The 20799-nt window shown below is 64.2% G+C and carries 25 protein-coding genes; 13 read left to right on the top strand and 12 right to left on the bottom strand.

Going from position 1 to position 20799, the window contains the following annotated elements:
• Nucleotides 1-255: SAM-dependent methyltransferase (locus EN949_RS19440; protein ID WP_245472463.1), on the bottom strand; the 255-nt coding region annotated here is incomplete at its 3' end.
• 134 nt (nucleotides 256-389) lie between these two features.
• Between EN949_RS19440 and EN949_RS19435 the strand changes: the two genes are divergently transcribed.
• Nucleotides 390-578 carry a hypothetical protein gene (locus EN949_RS19435; protein WP_013528626.1) on the top strand — a complete coding sequence of 63 codons (189 nt, stop codon included), beginning with the start codon at nucleotides 390-392 and terminating at the stop codon, nucleotides 576-578.
• A gap of 73 nt (nucleotides 579-651) precedes the next feature.
• Here EN949_RS19435 and EN949_RS19430 read toward each other — a convergent pair whose 3' ends face one another.
• From EN949_RS19430 to rph, 6 genes are all read right to left on the bottom strand, one after another.
• The gene (locus EN949_RS19430; protein ID WP_013528627.1) at nucleotides 652-1089 is read right to left on the bottom strand and encodes an EamA family transporter; all 438 of its coding nucleotides are present in this window, start codon (nucleotides 1087-1089) and stop codon (nucleotides 652-654) included.
• Between the two features lie 25 nt (nucleotides 1090-1114).
• Nucleotides 1115-1438, bottom strand: a complete 324-nt coding sequence (locus EN949_RS19425) for a low molecular weight protein tyrosine phosphatase family protein (RefSeq protein ID WP_013528628.1) — start codon at nucleotides 1436-1438, stop codon at nucleotides 1115-1117.
• Between the two features lie 3 nt (nucleotides 1439-1441).
• On the bottom strand, nucleotides 1442-2605 hold the full coding sequence (hemW, locus tag EN949_RS19420; RefSeq protein ID WP_063169657.1) for a radical SAM family heme chaperone HemW: 1164 nt from the start codon (nucleotides 2603-2605) through the stop codon (nucleotides 1442-1444).
• A complete protein-coding gene (rdgB, locus tag EN949_RS19415; RefSeq protein WP_063169656.1) occupies nucleotides 2602-3249 on the bottom strand; it encodes an RdgB/HAM1 family non-canonical purine NTP pyrophosphatase in 648 nt (215 codons plus the stop codon). The genes hemW and rdgB overlap by 4 nt, the downstream gene beginning before the upstream one ends.
• Nucleotides 3249-3659, bottom strand: a complete 411-nt coding sequence (locus EN949_RS19410) for a VOC family protein (protein WP_063169655.1) — start codon at nucleotides 3657-3659, stop codon at nucleotides 3249-3251. Before EN949_RS19410 ends, rdgB begins: the two co-directional genes overlap by 1 nt.
• Before the next feature lie 183 nt (nucleotides 3660-3842).
• Nucleotides 3843-4559 (bottom strand): ribonuclease PH, encoded by a 717-nt coding sequence (gene rph, locus EN949_RS19400; RefSeq protein ID WP_013528632.1) that lies wholly within the window; start codon nucleotides 4557-4559, stop codon nucleotides 3843-3845.
• Nucleotides 4560-4716: 157 nt separating this feature from the next.
• Here rph and hrcA point away from each other — a divergent pair, with 157 nt between their 5' ends.
• The 6 genes from hrcA to EN949_RS19370 all read left to right on the top strand — a co-directional run bounded on the left by hrcA (nucleotide 4717) and on the right by EN949_RS19370 (nucleotide 10307).
• The gene (gene hrcA, locus EN949_RS19395; protein ID WP_027161211.1) at nucleotides 4717-5814 is read left to right on the top strand and encodes a heat-inducible transcriptional repressor HrcA; all 1098 of its coding nucleotides are present in this window, start codon (nucleotides 4717-4719) and stop codon (nucleotides 5812-5814) included.
• A 24-nt stretch (nucleotides 5815-5838) separates the two neighbouring features.
• Nucleotides 5839-6036 (top strand): hypothetical protein, encoded by a 198-nt coding sequence (locus EN949_RS19390; protein WP_013528634.1) that lies wholly within the window; start codon nucleotides 5839-5841, stop codon nucleotides 6034-6036.
• Between the two features lie 98 nt (nucleotides 6037-6134).
• Nucleotides 6135-7487 carry a sorbosone dehydrogenase family protein gene (locus tag EN949_RS19385; protein ID WP_082827514.1) on the top strand — a complete coding sequence of 451 codons (1353 nt, stop codon included), beginning with the start codon at nucleotides 6135-6137 and terminating at the stop codon, nucleotides 7485-7487.
• Nucleotides 7488-7759: 272 nt separating this feature from the next.
• Nucleotides 7760-8377, top strand: coding sequence for a LysE family translocator (locus EN949_RS19380; RefSeq protein WP_013528636.1), 618 nt, complete (start codon nucleotides 7760-7762; stop codon nucleotides 8375-8377).
• A 196-nt stretch (nucleotides 8378-8573) separates the two neighbouring features.
• Nucleotides 8574-9551, top strand: a complete 978-nt coding sequence (cysK, locus tag EN949_RS19375) for a cysteine synthase A (protein ID WP_027161213.1) — start codon at nucleotides 8574-8576, stop codon at nucleotides 9549-9551.
• Nucleotides 9552-9680: 129 nt separating this feature from the next.
• A complete protein-coding gene (locus EN949_RS19370) occupies nucleotides 9681-10307 on the top strand; it encodes a glutathione S-transferase family protein (RefSeq protein ID WP_024502187.1) in 627 nt (208 codons plus the stop codon).
• Nucleotides 10308-10310: 3 nt separating this feature from the next.
• Here EN949_RS19370 and EN949_RS19365 read toward each other — a convergent pair whose 3' ends face one another.
• Together EN949_RS19365 and EN949_RS19360 are read right to left on the bottom strand one after the other, a co-directional pair.
• Entirely contained in the window at nucleotides 10311-11555 is a 1245-nt protein-coding gene (locus EN949_RS19365; protein ID WP_127365457.1) for an RNA polymerase sigma factor, read from the bottom strand.
• Complete coding sequence (locus tag EN949_RS19360; RefSeq protein ID WP_013528640.1) at nucleotides 11555-11908, bottom strand: YciI family protein; 354 nt, start codon at nucleotides 11906-11908, stop codon at nucleotides 11555-11557. The genes EN949_RS19365 and EN949_RS19360 overlap by 1 nt, the downstream gene beginning before the upstream one ends.
• Before the next feature lie 257 nt (nucleotides 11909-12165).
• On the opposite strand from EN949_RS19360, the gene EN949_RS19355 reads away from it, so the two are divergent.
• Genes EN949_RS19355 through EN949_RS19345 form a run of 3 tightly spaced genes read left to right on the top strand, consistent with a single transcriptional unit; the run spans nucleotide 12166 to nucleotide 15640 of the window.
• Nucleotides 12166-13125, top strand: coding sequence for a TAXI family TRAP transporter solute-binding subunit (locus tag EN949_RS19355; protein WP_127365448.1), 960 nt, complete (start codon nucleotides 12166-12168; stop codon nucleotides 13123-13125).
• Between the two features lie 14 nt (nucleotides 13126-13139).
• Entirely contained in the window at nucleotides 13140-15260 is a 2121-nt protein-coding gene (locus EN949_RS19350; protein ID WP_127365449.1) for a TRAP transporter permease, read from the top strand.
• Complete coding sequence (locus EN949_RS19345) at nucleotides 15257-15640, top strand: DUF1850 domain-containing protein (RefSeq protein ID WP_063169651.1); 384 nt, start codon at nucleotides 15257-15259, stop codon at nucleotides 15638-15640. The genes EN949_RS19350 and EN949_RS19345 overlap by 4 nt, the downstream gene beginning before the upstream one ends.
• A gap of 15 nt (nucleotides 15641-15655) precedes the next feature.
• On the opposite strand, the gene EN949_RS19340 is transcribed toward EN949_RS19345, so the two are convergent.
• Both EN949_RS19340 and EN949_RS19335 read right to left on the bottom strand, forming a co-directional pair.
• A complete protein-coding gene (locus tag EN949_RS19340) occupies nucleotides 15656-16042 on the bottom strand; it encodes a DCC1-like thiol-disulfide oxidoreductase family protein (RefSeq protein WP_255337212.1) in 387 nt (128 codons plus the stop codon).
• Nucleotides 16043-16296: 254 nt separating this feature from the next.
• Nucleotides 16297-16437, bottom strand: coding sequence for a hypothetical protein (locus EN949_RS19335; RefSeq protein WP_013528645.1), 141 nt, complete (start codon nucleotides 16435-16437; stop codon nucleotides 16297-16299).
• A gap of 149 nt (nucleotides 16438-16586) precedes the next feature.
• Here EN949_RS19335 and EN949_RS19330 point away from each other — a divergent pair, with 149 nt between their 5' ends.
• The 3 genes from EN949_RS19330 to ligD are packed head-to-tail and all read left to right on the top strand — an operon-like array spanning nucleotide 16587 to nucleotide 20210.
• Entirely contained in the window at nucleotides 16587-16802 is a 216-nt protein-coding gene (locus tag EN949_RS19330) for a hypothetical protein (RefSeq protein WP_127218916.1), read from the top strand.
• A 12-nt stretch (nucleotides 16803-16814) separates the two neighbouring features.
• Nucleotides 16815-17684, top strand: coding sequence for a Ku protein (locus tag EN949_RS19325; protein WP_063169649.1), 870 nt, complete (start codon nucleotides 16815-16817; stop codon nucleotides 17682-17684).
• A gap of 12 nt (nucleotides 17685-17696) precedes the next feature.
• On the top strand, nucleotides 17697-20210 hold the full coding sequence (gene ligD / locus EN949_RS19320) for a DNA ligase D (protein WP_127365450.1): 2514 nt from the start codon (nucleotides 17697-17699) through the stop codon (nucleotides 20208-20210).
• Between the two features lie 76 nt (nucleotides 20211-20286).
• On the opposite strand, the gene EN949_RS19315 is transcribed toward ligD, so the two are convergent.
• A partial coding sequence (locus EN949_RS19315) for a transcriptional regulator (protein ID WP_127274607.1) occupies nucleotides 20287-20799 on the bottom strand: 513 nt, incomplete at its 5' end.

Genomic DNA, 20799 nt, shown 5'->3' with positions numbered 1-20799 from the left:
ATGCTCATGATAGGCTGTGGTGCGGCGGCGGATGCCATAACGGTCGAGCAGCACGCGCGACACCCGTGTGTCTTCGCAAGCGACGATGTCGGCGGCGGCCAGCGTCTCCAGCGCGCGCAGCGTGATGTCGGCGAGATTGCCGATCGGCGTCGCCACCAGATAGAGCGCCGGCTCCAGCGGCCGGGCCGCGATCTCGGTCTGCCCGACCACATAGCTGCGCTTGCCCGTCTCTGCGGTCACTGACGACTTCTCCATTCAGCCCTGTTTGGCACGGCTGACGCGGGCTTGCAAAAGCTGATGCCGATGTAGGGAATTCGCCTTTCCTTTGCCACAGTGGGGAACCAAACCGGCGTTGGCAGATTAGCCCCCTGATTCCGGAGGAGGACAGGATGGACAGCCTCAAGATACAAGACGCTTTCGAACCCTACTACGCCGGCCGCAACCGCGTTGCCACCCCCAGGGACAAGCGCCCGTCTGCCAAGACCGAGCACAGCCTGACCGAAGAGCGCGTCGCCAGCACCTTGCCGACGAACGTCAGCCTTTCCGACAACAAACCCGACAGCACGACGGAGCACTGACCGGACGATGCCCAATCGCTTCGATATCTTCATCACCCGTCTTGAAACGAAGAACGCACGCCATGGCGCGCAACTACCCTCGATAGGCGACCAGCACAGCACCCGCCGCGATAAGGGCGACGCCAAGCCAGTTCGCTCCGGACAACCGCTCGCCGAGAAAGGCCGCGCCAAACACCGCCACAAGCACGACGCTTAGCTTGTCGATCGGCGCCACCTGCGCCGCATTGCCGATCTTCAGGGCGCGAAAATAGCAGAGCCATGAAGCGCCGGTCGCCAGACCGGACAGGGCGAGGAAAGCCCAGGTCTTTCCCGAGATCGTAGCCGGCGACTGGAACTGGCCGCTGGCGAGCAGGATGGCACCGAGCACGATCAGGATGATGATCGTGCGGATGAAGGTGGCGAAATCGGAATTGATGTTCTCGATGCCGACCTTGGCGAAGATCGCCGTCAGGGCAGCGAATGCAGCCGAGAGCAGCGCCCAGAATTGCCAGGAGGATACGGTCAGGTTCATGCGGGTGGCCTTCGCGGATTGCGTCTTAACCGAGATACCGTGAAACGCGTGCCTTCAGAAGGCCAATCAACTCCAGATCCATGAATTCATAATCGTCAGGTATGTCGAGGCAGATCACACGCGCCTTCTTCAGGCTGGCCCTGAATTTCTTCTGCAGCTTGGTGCGGTGCGCCTTTTCCATGACGAAGATGATGTCGGCCCAAGCGACCAGCTCATGCGTCAGCGGCGTGTCGGCATCGTGGTTGGTTCCGGCCGAGGCCACCTCGATATCGCGGCGCGTTGAAAACACCTGTTCGGCGGTCGGGCTGCGCAAGCGGTTCTGGCTGCAGACGAAAAGGACGTTCTTCAAGGGTTAGCGCGCCAGATCGGCGACCACCGCGTCGAGCACGATCATGCCGGCGGCCGTGGCGCGCAGGCGCGCATTGCCGATCGGCGCCACCAGCCCTTCGCCCTGCAGCATCGACAACCGCGCGCTCGACAGGCCGCGCCCGGAGAACGCCTCGTAGCGGGAGAGGTCGATGCCTTCGGCCAGCCGCAGGCCCATCAGCAGGAATTCGTCGGCCTCTTCCGAGCGCGTCAGGATCTCGCCGCCGGTGACGCCATGGCCCTTGGCCTCGACCAGATTGGCCCAGGTTTCCGGCATCCGCTCGGCGATTGTCACCGTGCGCCGGCCGTTCTCGACGAAGCGGCCATGCGCGCCCGGCCCGACGCCGACATATTCGCCATAGCGCCAGTAGGTCAGGTTGTGCCGGCTCTCGGCGCCAGGCCTGGCGTGGTTGGAAATCTCGTAGGCCGGCAGGCCGTGCGCCTTGGTGATCTCCTGCGTCAGTGCATAGAGGTCGGCGGCATGGTCGTTGTCGGGAATGATGAATTTCTTTGCCGCATGCAGCGCGTGAAAGGGCGTGCCTTCCTCGATGGTCAGCTGGTAGAGCGACAGATGGTCGGCGGCATGGCCGATCGCCTGTTCCAGCTCCGATGCCCAAGCCTCCGGCGTCTGGCCGGGGCGGGCGTAGATCAGGTCGAAGGACAGCCTTGGGAATATTTCCCGCGCGAGGCCGATGGCGTGCAGGGCCTCTTCGACATTGTGCAGCCGGCCGAGGAAGCGCAAATCCTTGTCGTTCAGCGCCTGCACGCCGAGCGACACGCGATTGACCCCGGCCGCCCGATAGCCGCGAAAGCGCTCGGCCTCGACCGAGGACGGATTGGCCTCCAGCGTCACCTCGATGCCGGCAGGCACAGTCCAGTTCTTCGCCACGGCGTCCAGAACCCTGGCCACGGTTTCCGGCTTCATCAGCGAGGGCGTGCCGCCGCCTAGAAAAACGCTGGTCACCTCGCGCGGCCCGGTGCGCTCGCGCATCGTCGCCAGTTCGGCCTCGAAGGCGGCGGCAAAGCGCTCCTGGTCGACCGGCTGGTGGCGAACATGGCTGTTGAAGTCGCAATAGGGGCATTTGGCCGCGCAGAACGGCCAGTGGACATAGACGCCGAAGCCGGGCGTCCGGTCGAGCAGCATGCTCATGCCGAGCCCAATCTCGCTTTGGCGAATTTCTGGAAGGCACGGGCGCGGTGCGACAGCGCCGTGGCCTGGCCGGGCTTCCAGCCATGCTTTTCCTCGGCGCTCATTTCGCCGAAGGTTTTTTCGAAGCCCTCGGGCAGGAACACAGGATCATAGCCAAAGCCGAGCTCGCCGCGCGGTGGCCAGACCAGCGTGCCCTCGGCCTCGCCGCGATAATATTCGGCCTCGCCGTCGGGAAACGCCAGGCAGATGACGGCGACAAAGCGTCCCTTGCGCTGCTCCGGCAAGGCGGCGCCGACCTCCTGCAGCGCCACTTCGGTGCGTTGCATGGCCATGCCGAAGTCACGCGAACCGTCCGGGGTTTCGGCCCAGTTGGCGGTGTAGACGCCGGGCGCGCCGTCAAGCGCGTCGACGCACAGGCCGGAATCGTCCGACAACGCCGGCAGGCCGGTCGCCTTGGCGGCGGCGAGCGCCTTGATGTAGGCGTTCTCCTCGAAGGTGGTGCCGGTCTCGTCCGGCTCCGGCAGGCCATACTCCCTGGCCGACTTCGCTTCGAAGCCGAACGGTCCCATCAGGTCGGCGAATTCGCGCAGCTTGCCCTCATTATGGGTGGCGACGACGATCTTCTTGCCATCGAGAGAATGCATCAAAGGCCCCAGATTCTTGGCTCGGCAAATTCGATCGAGTTGCCCGAGGGGTCGCGTATATAGATCGAACGGCCGCCCTGCGGCCACTCGAATTCGCTCTCGATGGCGATCTTCTTTGCCTCCAGATGGGCTTTCCAGCCGGCGATTTCATCGTCGGTCGCCGTAAAGCAGAGATGACCTTGGCCGACCGCGCCGTGCGGTGGCACCGGCAGCCTCGCGTCGGGCGCCGGCGGGATTTTGGTTGCCTCGGCGTTGAAGACGAGCAGCACGCCGGGGCCGCAGCGGAAGAAGAGGTGGCGGCCGTCGACCTTGCCGAGGAGATTGAGGCCGAGGATGTCGGTGTAGAAGGTTTCGGCGGCGGGCAGGTCTGTGACGTAGAGGGCCGATTCCAGGATCGTGGAGGGTGTCACGAGGCGCCCCCCTCTGGCCTGCCGGCCATCTCCCCCTCAGGTGGGGAGATTGGCAGCTTCTGCATTGTCGCGCGCCCTACAACGCCGGAGATTGGCGAAGCCCTAGATGACATCCGATCTCCCCACTTGAGGGGGAGATGGCCGGCAGGCCAGAGGGGGGCGCTCAGGCTCGACATCTAAAAACTAAGCCACTGCCATCTGCTGCAAACTCACCAGGCGCTGGATGCCTTTCTTGGCCAGGCCCATCAGGTCCGCGAACTGCTCCTCGGAGAAAGGCTCGCCCTCGGCGGTGCCCTGGATCTCGACGATGCCACCCTTGCCTGTCATGACGAAATTGGCGTCGGTGCCGGCCGCGGAATCCTCGATATAGTCGAGGTCGATGACCGGCTGGCCGTCATGGATGCCGCAGGAGATCGCCGCGACATGGTCCTTCAGCACCTTGGCGACGCTGGCCATCTGGCGCGCTTCCATCCAGCGCAGGCAGTCATACAGCGCCACCCAGCCGCCGGTGATCGATGCGGTGCGGGTGCCGCCATCGGCCTGGATGACGTCGCAGTCGACGGTGATCTGCTGTTCGCCCAGCGCCTGCAAATCGACCACGGCGCGCAAGGAGCGGCCGATCAGCCGCTGGATTTCCAGCGTGCGGCCGCCCTGCTTGCCGGCCGAAGCCTCACGGCGCATGCGCTCGCCGGTCGAGCGCGGCAGCATGCCGTATTCCGCCGTCACCCAGCCCTTGCCGGAGTTGCGCATCCAACCCGGCACTTTTTCCTCGAGGCTGGCCGTGCACAGGACATGCGTGTCGCCGAACTTCACCAGGCATGAGCCTTCGGCATGCTTGGAGACGCCACGCTCGAAGGAGATGGCACGCATTTCGTCGAATTGGCGTTTGGAAGGGCGCATTCAGGGCTGCTTTCTTGTCATTTTTCGGAATCTTGGCCGGCTTGTAACCGCATGGGACGCGTGGCGCAAAGGAAAATGGGCTGACGATCGGACACAGACACCGGGTTGCGCGGGTGCAGTGTAAGTCTATATCCTTGGGCCGGAGGTTTTTGGCCGTATGACCAAGGCAGTCGATCCGAGTTCGCAGTCGCCCGCGCTTCAGTCGCCAGTATTCCAGGCGCTCGACATGCGTTCCCGCGACATCTTCCGGCGCATCGTCGATTCCTATCTCAGGGACGGTGAACCGGTGGGATCGCGCAGCCTGTCGCGTATCCTGCCGTCCTCACTGTCGCCGGCGACCATCCGCAACGTGATGAGCGACCTCGAGCATCTCGGCCTGATCTACGCGCCGCACATTTCGGCCGGCCGGCTGCCGACGCAGGCCGGCCTGCGTTTCTTCGTCGATGCCTTCATGGAGCTTGGCGACCTTTCCGACGAGGAGCGCCGCGCCATCGAGGCACAGGTGCGGGCGTCCGGCTCCGGTGCGACGCTGGAGCACATGCTGACCGAGGCCAGCCAGATGCTGTCGGGCATGTCGCGCGGCGCCGGCCTGGTGCTGGCCGCCAAAAACGAGGTGGCGCTGAAGCACATCGAATTCATCCAGCTTGAGCCGACGAAGGCGCTGGCGGTGCTGGTGTCGCAGAATGGCGACGTCGAAAACCGCGTCGTCGACCTGCCCGCCGGGATCACCGTCTCGCAACTGCACGAGGCCTCGAATTTCCTCAACGCCCATATACGCGGTCGCACGCTTGCCGAGGCGCGGATCGAGATCGCTCGCATCAAGGAAGAAACCAGGGCCGCGCTCGACACGCTGTCGCAGGACCTGGTGGAGAAGGGGCTGGCGGTGTGGGCCGGCGCCGACAGCGGCCTGCCGGCACGGCTCATCGTGCGCGGGCGTGCCAATCTGCTTGAAAACGTCACCGCCCAGGCCGACATCGAGCTGCTGCGCCATCTGTTCGAGGACATGGAGACGCAGGACGGGCTTATCCAGCTGCTTGACCTCGCCGAGCAGGGCTCGGGTGTGCGCATCTTCATCGGCTCGGAAAACAAGCTGTTTTCGCTGTCGGGCTCGTCGCTGGTCGTCGCCCCCTATCGCGACAAGGATGCCCGCGTCGTCGGCGCGCTCGGCGTCATCGGCCCGACCCGGCTGAATTACGCGCGCATCGTCCCAATGGTCGACTATACGGCGCAGCTGATTTCACGCATGCTGCGCTGAGCTGATCCAACCGAGGAGACGACGATGGCGCTCGAAGAATTCAAGGCCCGGATCAGCCTGCTGCTGGAGGAGATGGTCAACCAGCCGGAAGACCAGCACGAGATCCAGGAGCAGCTGCGCGAAAAGCTACGGGAAATGCGCGCCATGGGCCTGCCGCTGCCGGCTGACCTCGTCGAGTTGGAAAAACGCCTCGACGACGATTTCTACGCCGCCGGGACCTGAACCGGAAAACCGCAAGCTTCCTTCACCTCATCGTGTGCCGTGGAACGATCGACGAAACCGGTCGTTCCTGTTTTCACGCCCGAACACTGGAGGACCGAATGATGCGTTTTGCCGGCCCCGCACTTTCCGCCGCACTGTTTGTCTCGACCGCTTCATTTGCCCAGCAGGCGGACGAACCGGTGCTGAAAGGCGCGGCGGCCTTCGGCGACTGGCGAGCGGACAAGCCGGGCACCCGCCGCCTGATCAGACCGGATGATCTGCCCAAGCCCAATGCCACCCGGTCGACCTCGAACAGCGCCGGCATCGCGGACATGCCGGCAGACGCGAAGCTGCAACTGCCGCCGGGTTTCTCGGCCGAGCTGGTTGCATCGGGCATCGACAATCCACGCGTCGTACGCGTCGCACCGAATGGCGACCTGTTCGTCGCCGACAGCAAAGCCAATCAGGTCCGCATCTATCGCCTCGCCGAAGGCAGTGCGAAGCCGGCGCAGGACGGCATCTTTGCCGGCAATCTCAACCGGCCCTATGGCATTGCCTTCTATCCGCCAGGCGCTGACCCGCAATGGGTCTATGTCGCCAACAGCGACAGCATCGTGCGCTTTGCCTACCGCAATGGCGACCTGAAGGCCTCCGGCGACCCGGAAACCATCGTCGGCAACATCCCCGCCAGTCATCACTGGACCCGCGATATCGCCTTCTCGCCGGACGGCAAGACGCTTTACCTTTCGGTCGGCTCGGGATCGAATGTCGCCGAGGACATGGGCCGGGAGCCGAAAGGCGGACTCGATGCCTGGGCGAAATCGCAGCCGCTGGGTGCAGCCTGGGGTTCTGAAGACGGCCGCGCCGACGTGCTGGCCTTCGATCCCGATGGCAAGAACGGCCGCATCTTTGCCGCCGGCCTGCGCAACTGCTCGGGTATGACTGTGCAGCCGGCGACCGGCGCGCTGTGGTGCGTCGTCAACGAACGCGATGCGCTTGGCGACAATGTGCCGCCCGAATACGCGACCGTGGTCAAGGAGGGTGCTTTCTATGGCTGGCCCTGGTACTATATCGGCAACAATGAGGATCCGCGCCACAAGGGTGAGCGCCCCGATCTTGCCGGCAAAACGACCGTTCCCGATGTGCTGATGCAGGCGCATTCGGCGCCGCTCACCATCGCCTTCTACGAGGGGAAGAGCTTTCCAGCTGAATACAAGGGCGATGCTTTCGTCGCTCTGCACGGGTCATGGAACCGCGGCAACCGGACCGGCTACAAGGTGGTGCGGTTGCTGTTCAAGGACGGCAAGCCGACCGGCGCGTATGAGGATTTCATCACCGGCTTCGTGGTTTCCAACGGTGAGGTCTGGGGCCGGCCGGTCGGCGTGGCGATTGCGAGCGACGGTGCGCTGATCGTCAGCGAGGACGGCAACGGCACCATCTGGCGTGTCACCCATGGCGACGGTCCGTCCTGATCTGCTCAGGTAACGCAGGCCCCCTCACCCGGATTGCCAACCGAATTGCGAAGAGCAATTCGGGACAATCCGACCTCTCCCCGAGGGGAGAGGAGTCAGCAGACGCTGGCGCCCGTCTCTTCTCCCCTCGGGGAGAAGGTGGCCGCGAAGCGGCCGGATGAGGGGGCTTCGTAAGGCGAGCCCTCGATATCTGGTGCAATAGAATCCGGCCCCAGGGAATTCAATCTTGGCCTGTCCCATGCAATAAAACGCTCTGATCCGAGACCAGTGCCATGACCCTTACCGGATTCCTCGCCTATAGTGCGGCCCTCGGCATCGCCGCCGCGATTCCTGGTCCCGGCATCACCGCGCTGGTCGCCCGTGCGCTCGGCTCAGGCTTCCGATCGTCGCTGGCGATGTCGTTTGGCCTGATGGTTGGCGACATCACCTATCTGACCGCCGTGGTGCTTGGCCTCGCCTTCGTCGCACAATCCTTCGGCATGGTTTTCCTGGCCATCAAATGGCTCGGCGTCGCCTATCTCGCCTTTCTCGGCTGGCGCTTCTGGAACAGCGGCATCACGCCCGAGACCGTCGAGGCCGGAAAAGGCAAGGGCGGCTTGCTGTCGAGCTTTGCCGCCGGCCTGACCGTTACCCTCGGCAATCCGAAGACGATGATCTTCTATCTCGCGATCACGCCGACCATCGTCGACCTGAAAACCATCACGCTGGCGGATTACGGCATCCTCGTCGCGCTGACCGTTGTCGTGCTGTTGGTGGTGCTGGTGCCGTATCTGGCGCTGGCGGCCAAGGCGCGCTGGTTTCTGAAATCGCCCCGCGCGCTCAAGGCGCTGAACCGCACGGCGGCCGGCTTCATGGTCGGTGCTGCTGCAGCGATTGCCGCTCGGCAATAGAGAGCTTTCCGCCAAAGCATTTCGCAAACGGGCCTTTGCGAGAAATGCTTTTCCGGGACGGCACGGTTTTAGACACAGGTCCCACTCGGATATTTTCAGCCGACAGTCTATCTTGCGCGACCGAAGGCCCTATCTTGCCGGCTGCAATTCCACTGCCTGAAATCCTTACTCGCCTGAAATTCTGGGAGCGAAACCAATGAACAAGCCCGTCACAGCCCGTGTGCCCGGTCGCGGCCGCGTCTACAATTCCATCACCGATACGATCGGCGACACGCCCCTGGTGCGGCTCGACAAGTTCGCCAGGGAAAAGGGCATCGTCGCCAATCTCATTGCCAAGCTCGAATTCTTCAATCCGATCGCCTCGGTCAAGGACCGCATTGGCGTGGCGATGATCGAGGCGCTTGAGGCATCAGGCAAGATTTCTCCCGGCAAGACAACGCTGATCGAACCGACGTCGGGCAACACCGGCATCGCGCTTGCCTTCGCCGCCGCGGCCAAGGGCTACAAGCTGATCCTGACGATGCCCGAAACAATGTCGGTCGAGCGCCGGAAAATGCTGGCGCTGCTCGGCGCCGAGTTGGTGCTGACCGAGGGTCCGAAAGGTATGAAGGGCGCCATCGCCAAGGCCGACGAACTGGCAGCGACGATCCCCAATGCGATCATCCCGCAGCAGTTCGAGAACCCGGCCAATCCGGAAATCCACCGCACGACGACGGCCGAGGAAATCTGGAACGATACGCATGGCGAGGTCGATATCTTCGTCGCCGGCATCGGCACCGGCGGCACCATCACCGGCGTCGGCCAGGTGCTGAAGAAGCGCAAGCCCTCCGTGCATGTCGTCGCCGTCGAGCCCGACTCCTCGCCGGTTCTGTCGGGCGGCCAGCCCGGCCCGCACAAGATCCAGGGCATCGGCGCCGGTTTTGCGCCCAAGATCCTCGACACGACGATCTATGACGAGATCGTCAAGGTGTCGAACGAGGATTCGGTGGCCAATGCCCGCCTCGTCGCCCGCCTCGAAGGCGTGCCGGTCGGCATCTCTTCGGGCGCCGCCCTGCAGGCGGCCATCGTCGTCGGCTCGCGGCCGGAGAACAAGGGCAAAAATCTTGTGGTGGTCATCCCGTCCTTCGCCGAGCGTTATCTGTCGACAATCCTGTTCGAGGGGCTAGGATCGTAGTCCGACGCTCCTTCGCGTCCAAGCTGGCCCGCTGAAAAAACGCGCGTGGCCGCCATCGGCGGCTTGAGCGCGGCACCGCTTCCGGTTCATATCGCCCCGGCCTGCTTTGCGCGGCCGGGGGAGAATTTCATGTACAAGCTTTATACCCGTCCTGGCAGCGGCGGCTTCGTCGTCGAGGCAGCGCTGGCGTTGGCGAATGCACAGTTCGAGCAGATCGACGTGCCGAAGACCGACCGGCCCGACCCCGCCTTCCTCGACATCAGTCCGTTGAACCAGGTGCCGGTGCTGACCTTGCCGGACGGAAGCTCGATGACGGAATCGGCGGCGATCTGCATCCTGCTTGCCGAGCGTCATCCCGATGCCAATTTGGCGCCGGCAGCAGACGCGCCTGCCCGCGCCGATTTCCTGCGCTGGATGGCCTTCATGTCGTCGGTGCTCTATCCGGCGGTGCTGCGTTTCTACTACGCATACCGCTACACTGCGGATCCCGAAGGCACCAAGGCGGTCAAGCAGGCAGCCGTGGCCGAGATGGACCGTGGCTTTGCCGTTCTGGATGCCGCGCTTGAAGGCCGTGACTGGCTGGTCGGCGACCGGATGTCGCTGGCCGACATCTATCTGGTCATGCTGGTGGCCTGGCATCCCGACATCGACAGCGCGCGGACGGCATGGCCGAACATTGAACGCCTGTGGGCGCGGCTGCGCGACCATCCGCTGATGAAGACGCTCAACACCTCGCACGAGATGTGGCCGGGCTGAAGCTCAATTTCTGAGCACTGCCCGCTTTTCCTGCAGGAAGCGGCGCACCGCCGGGTCGCGCTCGAGGCCGATCGCCCGGTCATAGGCTTCGCAGGCTTGCGGTACCTGACCAAGCCTGGCCAGGAGACCGGCGCGTGCGGCCCAATAGGGCTGATAGTCATCAAGCCGTTTGTCGTCGCCCAGCACGTAGAGGGCCGCCAATCCCGCCACTGCGCCCTCGGCCTCGGCGATCGCCACCGCGCGGTTTATCGCCACCACCGGCGATCCTGCGATCGAAAGCAACGCATCGTAGAGCTCGCGGATCGCCGCCCAGTCGGTGCGGCCGGTCAGCCGTCGTGCCGCATGCGCGGACTGCACGGCCGCCTCAAGCTGGTAGCGGCCGATGATGCCCTTGGCCGCGGCGTTGGAAAGCAGCGCCTCCGCCTCATCGATCAGGGCGCGGTCCCATAGAAGGCAATCCTGTTCCGCCAGCGGCACGAAGTCGCCGGCGGCGCTGCGCCGTGCGGCGCGGCGCGACTCAGCAAACAGCATCAGCGACAGGAGGCCCAGCGCCTCCGGCTCCTCCGGCAACAGCGAAGCCACCAGCCGGCCGAGCCAAATGCCTTCGGTCGCCAGATTGCGCCCTCGCGTCTCGGTGCCCGCCGGGTCGGACCAGCCTTCGGCGAAGGCGGCGTAGATCGCTTCCAGCACCGCATCCAGCCGTTCGCCGAGTTCGGCCTGCTCCGGCACGCGGAACGGAATACCGGTTTCACGGATGCGGGACTTGGCTCGCACCAGGCGCTGGCCCATCGTTGCCGGCGAGACCAGGAAAGCGGAAGCGATCGTCGCGGCGTCGAACCCCAGCACCGTCTGCAGGATGAGCGGCGAACGCACGCTCGATTCGATCGCCGGATGGGCGCAGGCGAACATCAGCCGCAGCCGCTCGTCGGGCAGGTCTTCGTCGGTCATGCGCGCCTCCGCTTCCTCGGCAATCAGCTTGAGATGCTCGCGGCCGGCCTCGCTGGTCAGCCGGCGCCGCACCGCATCGACGCGGCGCCGCCTTGCCACCGCCAGCAGCCAGGCTTCCGGTTTCTTGGGTACGCCGGTTCTTGGCCAGCGTTCGAGGGCGGCGGCAAAGGCATCGGCCAGCGCGTCCTCGGCTGCGGCCACGTCGCGCGTGCGGGCCGCGAGCCAGGCGACAAGCTTGCCGTAGCTTTGCCGGGCGGCGGTTTCCGCTGCCGCCCGCGCGATCTCCAGGCCACTTTCCATCACATGGTCTGTTCCCAGATCGGCCGCAGCTCGACCGTGCCGGCGCTGGCCGCGGGGCAGCGCGCCGCCCAGGCGATAGCGGCATCGGCATCCTCGGCCTCGATCATGTAGAAGCCCGCAAGCTGCTCCTTGGTGTCGGCATAGGGGCCATCGAGCACGTTGGTCTTGCCATTGACCATCCGCACCGAAGTGGCGGCCTGGGTCGGCTTCAGCCGGTCGCCGGCCAGCCAGGCGCCGGACTTCTTCAACGCATCGGTATACGCGCCATAGGCAGCGCTGATCTCGTAGGTCTTATCGGTCGGCGCGGCCGCCATCGCGGCTTCATTGACGTAGATCAAAAGCATGTATCGCATGGTCTTCTCCCGTTGTTTCGAAGGCTGCTTCGTTTGCGAGCCGGACGTATGTCGCGCGGCCCTGGCCGATTTCGACAGGCATTGGAAAAATCTTTCGGCTCCGAAGACATTTCACGCAAGCGGCCATCTGTGCATCCCGCACTCAACCATTCGTCTAACGCATGGGATTGCGGGTTGGCATTTCCATCTCGCTGTCTAAACTCGCTTCTGTTCGCGTCAGGGAGGTGATGCGGCTGCTATTTCAGGGAGGAAATCAGATGTTCCATTTCAGGACGAAACTTGTTGCGGCCGGCGCCGTGGCGCTGTCGCTTGGCCTAGGCGCTGTTTCCGCCAAGGCGCAGGAATTCATCAACGTGCTCACCGGCGGCACATCTGGCGTCTATTATCCGCTCGGCGTGGCACTGTCGGAAATCTACGGCAAGGGCATCGAAGGCGCCCGCACCCAGGTGCAGGCAACAAAGGCTTCGGTCGAAAACCTCAATCTGTTGCAGCAGGGCAAGGGCGAGATCGCGTTTGCGCTGGGCGATTCCGTCAAGCTGGCCGCCGAAGGCAATGCCGAGGCCGGTTTCCCCGGCAAGCTCGATAAGTTGCGCGGCATCGCAGCCATCTATCCCAACTACATCCAGATCGTCGCCAGCCGGGAGTCCGGCATCAAGACGCTGGCCGACCTCAAGGGCAAGAGCCTGTCGGTCGGCGCGCCGGCCTCCGGCACCGAGCTCAATGCCCGCGCCATCTTCGCCGCCGCCGGGTTGAAGTATGAGGATCTCGGCCGGGTCGAGTATCTGCCCTTCGCCGAATCGGTCGAGCTGATCAAGAACCGGCAGCTCGACGCCACGCTGCAATCGGCCGGACTCGGCGTCGCCTCGATCCGCGACCTCGCCACCTCCGTGCCCATCAATGTCGTGGCGGTGCCGGCCGAGGACGTCGCCAAGATCGGCGCGCCCTATCTGTCGGTGGTCATTCCCAAGGGCACTTATGAAGGCCAAAGCGAGGATGTCGCCACCGCCGCCGTCGGCAATTTCCTCATCACCCGCGCCGATGTCTCCGACGAGACCGCCTACCAGATGACCAAGCTGATGTTCGACCATCTCGACCAACTGGCCGCGGCGCATGCCGCCGCCAGGGCGATCGACCCGGCCAAGGCGCTCGACGGCATGCCGGTGCCGCTGCACCCCGGTGCCGAGCGGTACTACAAGGAGAAGGGCTTGTTGAAGTAGGGCGGGTCCGTCGGATGACCGAAGCAACGTCTGGAACGTCAACCGACGGCAAATCCGCCATCTTCCATCTGCCTGCCGTCGAAGAACAGGTCGAAGGGCTGCCGCCGGGCTTCGGCGACGGCCTTGCGGGCAAAGCCGCCTTTCTCATCGCCGTCGCCTTTTCCGTGTTCCAGATCTATGTCGCCGCCTATGGCAGCATTCCGAGCCAAGTGGTGCGGGCCATGCATGTCGGCTTCCTGCTGCTGCTCGGCTTTGGCCTGATCGCCAATCTACGCGCCAAGAGCATGCCGGCGAAAGCCGCGTTCTGGACGCTCGGGGCGCTCGGCTTCGGCACCGGCATCTACAATTGGGTGTTCTACACCGATCTCATCCGCCGCTCCGGCTTCCTGACCACGCCGGACCTCATCGTCGGCGCGGTGCTGGTGGTGCTGGTCTTCGAGGCAGCGCGGCGGCTGATGGGCCTGCCGCTGGCGGTCATCGCTTTCATCTTCCTCGCCTACTGCTTTTTCGGCAACCATTTGCCGCCGCCGCTCATCCATCGCGGCTATGATTTCGCCCAGCTCGTCGACACCTTCGCCTACGGCACCGAAGGCATCTACGGCACGCCGATCTATGTCTCGGCCGCCTACATCTTCATCTTCGTCGTCTTTGCCGCCTTTCTCGAACGCGCCGGCATGATCGCGCTGTTCAACGATTTCGCGCTTGGCCTGGTCGGCTCGTGGCGCGGCGGCCCGGCGCAGGTCTGCGTGCTGTCCTCGGCGCTGATGGGCACCATTTCCGGCTCGGGCGTCGCCAATGTGGTGGCCAGCGGCCAGTTCACCATCCCGCTGATGAAGCGCTTCGGCTTCCGCTCGGCTTTTGCCGGCGCCGTCGAGGCGACCTCCTCGATGGGCGGCCAGATCATGCCGCCGGTGATGGGCGCGGTCGCCTTCATCATGGCCGAGACGCTGAACGTGCCTTATGCCGAAGTGGTCAAGGCGGCGATCATCCCGGCGCTGCTCTATTTCGGCGCCTGCTTCTGGCAGGTGCATCTGGAAGCCGGCAAGGCGGGCCTGCACGGCATGGCCAAGGCCGAGCTGCCCAATCCGTGGGACGCGGTGCGGCAACACTGGCCGCTGGTGCTGCCGCTGGCAGCGCTCATCTACCTGCTGTTTGCCGGCTATACGCCGATCTTCGCCGGCACGATGGGCCTGGCGTTGACCATCGTGCTCATCCTTGGCACGCCGTTGGCGGCAGCGATCGGGCCGCTGGCCTTCCGCATCGTCTTCTGGATCGCGCTCGGGCTTGCCGCCGCTTCGTTCATGAAGTTCGGCGTCAACCTCCTCGGCCTGGTGATCGCCGCACTGGTCGTCGCCTGCTTCACGTTCAAGGGCGGCCGCGAGACGTTGCAAATCTGTGTCGACTCGCTCGCCGAAGGCGCCAAGAACGCGCTGCCGGTCGGCATTGCCTGCGCCATTGTCGGCATCGTCATCGGCACGCTGACGCTGACCGGCATCGCCTCGACCTTCATCGGCTGGATCATCTCGATCGGCGAGGACAATCTGTTCCTGTCGCTGGTGCTGACCATGGTCACCTGCCTGGTGCTGGGCATGGGCATTCCGACCATTCCCAACTACATCATCACCTCGTCGCTGGCCGGGCCGGCGCTGCTCGAGCTTGGCGTGCCGCTGCTGGTCAGCCACATGTTCGTGTTCTATTTCGGCATCATGGCCGATTTGACGCCCCCGGTGGCGCTGGCGGCGTTCGCCGCCGCACCGATGGCCAGGGAAAGCGGCCTGAAGATCGGCATCCAGGCGACCAAGCTGGCCATTGCCGGCTTCGTCGTGCCGTTCATGGCTGTCTACACGCCGGCGCTGATGCTGCAGGACGCAGGTCCGATCGCCGCCCAGTTCGGCTATCCCGTCGAGGTCGCCTACATCGTCGCAAAAGCGTGCATGGGCATCGTGCTGTGGGGTGCCGCCGCCGTCGGTTTTCTGGTCACCCGCATGGCGTGGTGGGAGCGGCTCGTCGCCTTCGCGGCCGGCGTGCTGCTGGTCGCCGCGGTGCCGCTCACCGACGAGGCCGGCTGGGTGCTGGCGCTGGCCTGGATCGGCTGGCACTGTTTTCGCGCGCGGCAGGCTTCAGTCAGAACATGAGCCTGTGCATCCTGGCCGCGGGCAAGACGGTAACGCTCTCCGTCGCCGCCTTCACGCTGTCCTGGACGCATTCGGTGGAACGGACGCGCTGGCAAGAAGACTGGAAGGTCACGTCCTCCGGCCTGCAGGTGGTCGAAGCCCGGATCGAGGGCTCGGGCGCCGGCATGGAGCCACCGGAAGGCGCGGTGCTGAAGGAGGGTTGGTGGAGCTATGCGCCTGATGTCGGCCCGCAGCGGCGCGTCGTGCTCGCCGCTTCAGGTGCAACCAGCGACGGCTGGACACTGTGCACGGTTCAGGGCTGCCGGGAATTGGGGAGGACGGCAGGCGGACCGATCGTGCTCGAGCCGTGCCGGCCGGATGGCACGAGCCAGCCGCGGTAGCGCATAGCCACACCCTCAGCCAAGGAACCGCTTGCGCAGCTCCGGAGAAGGAATGTCGCAAGCATCCTTCCTGCCGAACAGGGCGTAGCGGTTCCTGGCGATGCGATCATAGAGCCAACCACGCAGCGGGCGCGGCAACAGCAACAGTGCCTTGGCCGCCCGCCAAGGCCAGCCGAGTTCCGCCATGACGGCGACAAAACTGTCCAGCCGCGTGAAGGCGACGCCGTCGATCAGGACGAGATTGGTTTCGTAAGAGTCGGTGCGCAGTCCATGCTTCCGGAACAGCGCTTCACCGAAGGGCGACTGCGCGGTGGCGAAGCGGAAACGGCCTTGGCGGTCGAGCCTGACCACCATGCGCACGAAACCGGAGCAGAGCACGCAGACGCCATCGAAAACGATCAATGGATGGCGTGAGTCGAGAACTGTTTCGAAGGGACGAGTTGACTGGGGTCGAACTGGTTGAGGATGGTCCGTCACGCTGGCCTCGGCTGCTCGTGTCCTATGACACTAAGCCGGCCAGCGATGGTATCAAAGCCGTGGCGATGTCGCACGGCGCCTGTCGGCGAGAGCGGGACGCTCGGCGCGATAGGTGGTGGCGCGGGTAGAGGCGGCCGGCCTGCAGATCCGGCTGTTGTGGCGATTTTCGAAAGCCATGATCAGTGCGCGCCCAGCGAGTTGCCGCGACGGGCGCAGGCCGGGCCGGGGCCGCGCATGTAATAGCGTTCGGGCCGGTAGGTCGGCGCGACGAATTCGCGGATGGCGGCGGCATAGCCGATGAGGTGCGCGAGGAAGTTCATTACCTTGTCCCTGTCCCGATTTTCGGATGTCCCTTCCGAATTGCGGTCATCATAGCGTCGAGGCGTGAATAGTCGGTGAACGTGATGTTAATATCTGGTCGAAAATGCCTTGCTTCGTGGCTGGAATGCGGCTGATTCGGGGTCTTTCCGTGCAGTTGGTTGGCATTCCGGCCAATGTGACTTTTGCATCACATATGTTTCGTTTGAATGTCGCCTGCGCGCGGTTCTGTTTCAACTTTTGCCGAGCCCGCGAAATTTCCGTGCTGGCGGCCAGAACCAACCAGGCGGCCCCTTGGCATCCAGATCGGCGCGGGAGCGCGGAACTGGAGCGCGATCTGTCCGTTCTCACCTTCATCTGGTTCTGAAGGGAAGATATCATGGCGCCGCGTCCGGCCTGGAGAGGCTATCTGAAGCTTTCGCTGGTCACCTGTGCCGTCGAACTGACCAATGTCGTCACCCATACGGAGCGGGTCTCGTTTCGCATTCTCAACCGCAAGACCGGCAACACGGTGAAGCGCCTCTATGTCGATGCCGAAACCGGCAAGCCGTTGGAGGAGGATGACGAGATCAAGGGTTATGAACTCGACGATGGCAATTTCATCCATATCGAGGAAGACGAGATCGAGGCGGTGCAGATCGAATCCTCGCACACGATGGCGCTCGACGGCTTCGTCGACAAAGCTTCGATCCAGCAGATCTATCTCGACACGCCCTACTATGTGGCGCCGGCCGACAAGGTGTCGGAAGAGGCGTTCGCCGTCATTCGCGATGCGATGGCGGGCAAGAAGATGGCCGGGCTGGCGCGTATCGTGCTCTACCGACGCGAACGGCCGGTGGTGATCGAACCGCTCGGCAAGGGCATGGTGCTGACGACGCTGCGCTACGACAACACGGTGCGGCAACCGGACACCGTCTTCGGCGACATCGAGCCCGTGAAGACCGATCAGGAGATGACCGATCTGGCCGAGTTGATCATCGACAAGAAGAAGACGAAGTTCGATCCCTCGAAATTCGACGACAAATACGAGGACGCGCTGCTGGAGCTGATCCGCGCCAAGAAGGCCGGCCACAAGGCGCCGAAGGCCAAGGCGGCGCCCAAACCTTCCAATGTCGTCAATCTGTTCGACGCGCTGAAGAAGAGCCTGTCGGACTCCGGGTCATCGAAAACATCTTCGTCGGCGAAGGCCAGGCCAGCGGCCAAACGCGCCAAGTCGAAAGCCAGCGCGCCCAAACGCAAATCGGCGTGAGGAACCCAACGGATGGCCAGCCTCGAACAATATCACTCCAAGCGCGATTTCAAGAAAACCGCCGAACCGGCCGGCAAGGTCGCCCGGACCAAGAAGGGCGAGGCCGGCGGCATCTTCGTCATCCACAAGCATGCCGCGACGCGGCTGCATTACGACTTGCGGCTCGAGCATGACGGCGTGCTGTGGAGTTGGGCGGTGACGCGCGGCCCGAGCCTCGACCCGCATGAGAAGCGACTGGCTGTCCATGTCGAGGATCACCCGATCGACTATGCGCCGTTCGAAGGCACCATTCCCAAGGGCGAATATGGCGGCGGTTCGGTTATCGTTTGGGACGAGGGCACCTGGATTCCCGAGATCGACCCGGCCAAGGCGATGAAAAAGGGCCATATCAGCTTCGAGCTCAGGGGACACAAGCTGCATGGGGCATGGCATCTGGTGCGGCTGAAGCCGCGAGCGGGTGAAAAGCGCGACAACTGGCTGCTGATCAAGTCGGACGATGCCGCAGCGCGTCCCGGCGAGGACATCCTCAAGGAAGCGCCTGAATCGGTGAAGTCCGGCCTGACGATCGAGGAGGTCGGCGAGGGCAAGACCGCGAAGGGCGAGAAGCCGAAAGTCTGGCATTCCAACAAGCCGGCCGCCGTCAAGACAAAAGCCGGCAAACGCCTCGACTTTATCGAGCCGCAGCTGGCCACGCTCGAGCGCGATGCGCCGCCGGGCAAGGACTGGCTGCATGAGGTGAAGTTCGACGGCTATCGCATGCAGGCGCAGATCGCCGGCACCGATGTGCGGCTGCTGACCCGCACCGGCCTCGACTGGACGAAGAAATTCGGCGGCGAGATCGTCGCGGAGTTGGCCGGGCTGAAGTGCAGCGACGCCATCCTCGATGGCGAGGTGGTGGTGTTGGCCGACAGTGGTGTTTCGTCCTTCGCGCTGCTGCAGCAAGACCTGTCGGCGAAGCGGACCAATCGTTTCATCTATTACGTGTTCGACCTGATGCGCCTCGATGGAAGGGATTTGCGGCGCGAGCCGCTGGTCGAGCGCAAGCAGGCCTTGCAGGAACTGCTCGGCGAACACTCCGACAATGCGGCGGTCCGCTTCAGCGACCATTTCGCCGAACCCGGCAAGATCATGCTGGAGCATGCCTGCCGGATGGGCCTGGAAGGCGTCGTCTCCAAGCGTGCCGATGCACCCTACCGCAGCGGCCGCGGCCCGACCTGGGTCAAATCGAAATGCACGGCGCGGCAGGAATTCGTCATCGGCGGCTACCTGCCGTCGGACAAGACCGGGCGCGGACTGCGCTCGATCCTGGTCGGCTTCCACGAGGGCGGCAAGCTGCATTATGCCGGCCGCGTCGGCACTGGTTTTTCGGGCAAGGGCGCCAATGAGCTGAAGGCAAAACTCGATGCGTTGACGGCAAAATCATCGCCCTTCGCCACCGCCGTGCCGAAGGGCAAGGGCCTGGTCTGGGTCAAGCCTGAACTTGTCGGCGAAGTGGAGTTTCGCAGCTGGACCTCGGACCGTATAATACGCCACGCCTCGTTCCAGGGGTTGCGCGAGGACAAGCCGGCGGAGGAAGTCGTGCAGGAAAAGCCCAAAGCGGCGACAGGCAAGCCATCGACAGGCAAGAGCACGGCCAAGCCGGCATCAGGCGGCAAAGCCGCCGGGTCGATGACGACCACGGTCAAACTCTCGCATCCCGACAAGCTGCTGTGGCCGGACGAAAACATATCCAAGCAAGGCCTGCTCGACCATTACGCACAGGTTTGGCCGCGCATGGAACAGTTCGTGGTCAACCGGCCGCTCAGCCTGGTGCGGGCGCCGGACGGTGTCGGCGGCCAGCGTTTCTTCCAGAAACATGCCTCGGCTGGCATGAGCGATAAGATCGCGCGCATGAAGGACCCGACCGACGGCGAGGAGATCCTGTTCATCCGGGATTTCGATGGTGTTGCCGCACTGGTCCAGTATGGCGTGGTCGAGATCCACATCTGGGGGTGCACGATCGATGAGATCGAAAAGCCCGACCAGATCATCTTCGATCTCGACCCGGATGAAGGCGTCGACGTGAAGGCGGTGCGCGAGGCGGCGCTCGATATCAGAGGCAAGCTCGACGAGCTGTCGCTGCCGAATTTCGTCAAGACCTCGGGCGGCAAGGGCTATCACGTGCTGGTGCCGCTGAAGCCGTCTGCCGAATGGGACGCGGTGAAGGGCTTCGCCCATGACTTTGCCCGCGCGTTGGAGCAGGGTGCCCCCGATCGCTACACGGCGACGCTGTCGAAAAAAGCGCGCACGGGAAAGATCTTCGTCGACTATCTGCGCAACGGCAGGGGCTCGACGACGGTCGCGCCCTATTCCTCGCGCGCCAAGAAGGGCGCCACCGTGTCGATGCCGGTGACCTGGCCAGAGATCGAGGCCGGCTTGCCGCCGAACGCTTTCCCGATCGGCGACAAGACGACGCTGAAGCAGCTGGCGAAAGCCGATCCGTGGAGGGAATTTTTCAAGCAGGGGAAGGCGTTGAAGCGGGGGTAGTTCGCGCAATTTGCCAGCGCAGCGATCCTTCGCGCCCCCTCTGGCCTGCCAGCGTGACGAAATCAGCGTCGGCTCCTCAGCTCAGAAACACCTTCTCGAAAGCCTGCTTGCCCGGCAGCGAGAAAATCACCGCGCGGCTGTCCTTCTCGCGGCGCGCCCATTTCTCGGCAAGGATCTTGTCGAGGATGGCGGCGCCCAGCGTGCCGGCGAGGTGCGAACGGCGCACGCTCCAGTCGAGGCAGGCGCGGCATACCGGCCGGCGCGGCTTGGTGTAGACGTCGATGCCGATCGCGGCGAAATGCGAAGCCGCCGATGGCCCGAGCCTGATCTCTTGTTCGTCGCGGACCAGTACGTTCTTGGCGACGAGCCGGTCGAGCATCGCCACTGCCTGCTCGCCGGCGAGGTGATCGTAGCAGACGCGCGCCACGCGCATCGCTGCATCGCGCGGACCCGGCCGCACACGCTTTGGACCGACGGCTTCCGCGACGCCTGTGATGGCTTCGATCATGCCCGCCACCTGCGGTCCGGCGAGGCCGTAATAGCGATGCCGGCCCTGGCTCGCCACCGTGAGCAGCCCACCTTCCATCAG

Source organism: Mesorhizobium sp. M7A.F.Ca.US.007.01.2.1 (assembly GCF_003998165.1).
Classification (GTDB): domain Bacteria; phylum Pseudomonadota; class Alphaproteobacteria; order Rhizobiales; family Rhizobiaceae; genus Mesorhizobium; species Mesorhizobium ciceri.
Note: the sequence above shows the minus strand (reverse complement) of the source record. Positions and strands in the feature narration are given on the sequence as shown.

Excerpts from the sequence above, each read along its gene's own strand:
- EN949_RS19435 (WP_013528626.1), top strand. The coding sequence starts at position 390 with ATGGACAGCCTCAAGATACAAGACGCTTTCGAACCCTACTACGCCGGC.
- EN949_RS19430 (WP_013528627.1), bottom strand. The coding sequence starts at position 1,089 with ATGAACCTGACCGTATCCTCCTGGCAATTCTGGGCGCTGCTCTCGGCT.
- hemW (WP_063169657.1), bottom strand. The coding sequence starts at position 2,605 with ATGAGCATGCTGCTCGACCGGACGCCCGGCTTCGGCGTCTATGTCCAC.
- rdgB (WP_063169656.1), bottom strand. The coding sequence starts at position 3,249 with ATGCATTCTCTCGATGGCAAGAAGATCGTCGTCGCCACCCATAATGAG.
- rph (WP_013528632.1), bottom strand. The coding sequence starts at position 4,559 with ATGCGCCCTTCCAAACGCCAATTCGACGAAATGCGTGCCATCTCCTTC.
- hrcA (WP_027161211.1), top strand. The coding sequence starts at position 4,717 with ATGACCAAGGCAGTCGATCCGAGTTCGCAGTCGCCCGCGCTTCAGTCG.
- EN949_RS19390 (WP_013528634.1), top strand. The coding sequence starts at position 5,839 with ATGGCGCTCGAAGAATTCAAGGCCCGGATCAGCCTGCTGCTGGAGGAG.
- EN949_RS19385 (WP_082827514.1), top strand. The coding sequence starts at position 6,135 with ATGATGCGTTTTGCCGGCCCCGCACTTTCCGCCGCACTGTTTGTCTCG.
- EN949_RS19380 (WP_013528636.1), top strand. The coding sequence starts at position 7,760 with ATGACCCTTACCGGATTCCTCGCCTATAGTGCGGCCCTCGGCATCGCC.
- cysK (WP_027161213.1), top strand. The coding sequence starts at position 8,574 with ATGAACAAGCCCGTCACAGCCCGTGTGCCCGGTCGCGGCCGCGTCTAC.
- EN949_RS19370 (WP_024502187.1), top strand. The coding sequence starts at position 9,681 with ATGTACAAGCTTTATACCCGTCCTGGCAGCGGCGGCTTCGTCGTCGAG.
- EN949_RS19365 (WP_127365457.1), bottom strand. The coding sequence starts at position 11,555 with ATGGAAAGTGGCCTGGAGATCGCGCGGGCGGCAGCGGAAACCGCCGCC.
- EN949_RS19360 (WP_013528640.1), bottom strand. The coding sequence starts at position 11,908 with ATGCGATACATGCTTTTGATCTACGTCAATGAAGCCGCGATGGCGGCC.
- EN949_RS19355 (WP_127365448.1), top strand. The coding sequence starts at position 12,166 with ATGTTCCATTTCAGGACGAAACTTGTTGCGGCCGGCGCCGTGGCGCTG.
- EN949_RS19350 (WP_127365449.1), top strand. The coding sequence starts at position 13,140 with ATGACCGAAGCAACGTCTGGAACGTCAACCGACGGCAAATCCGCCATC.
- EN949_RS19345 (WP_063169651.1), top strand. The coding sequence starts at position 15,257 with ATGAGCCTGTGCATCCTGGCCGCGGGCAAGACGGTAACGCTCTCCGTC.
- EN949_RS19335 (WP_013528645.1), bottom strand. The coding sequence starts at position 16,437 with ATGAACTTCCTCGCGCACCTCATCGGCTATGCCGCCGCCATCCGCGAA.
- EN949_RS19325 (WP_063169649.1), top strand. The coding sequence starts at position 16,815 with ATGGCGCCGCGTCCGGCCTGGAGAGGCTATCTGAAGCTTTCGCTGGTC.
- ligD (WP_127365450.1), top strand. The coding sequence starts at position 17,697 with ATGGCCAGCCTCGAACAATATCACTCCAAGCGCGATTTCAAGAAAACC.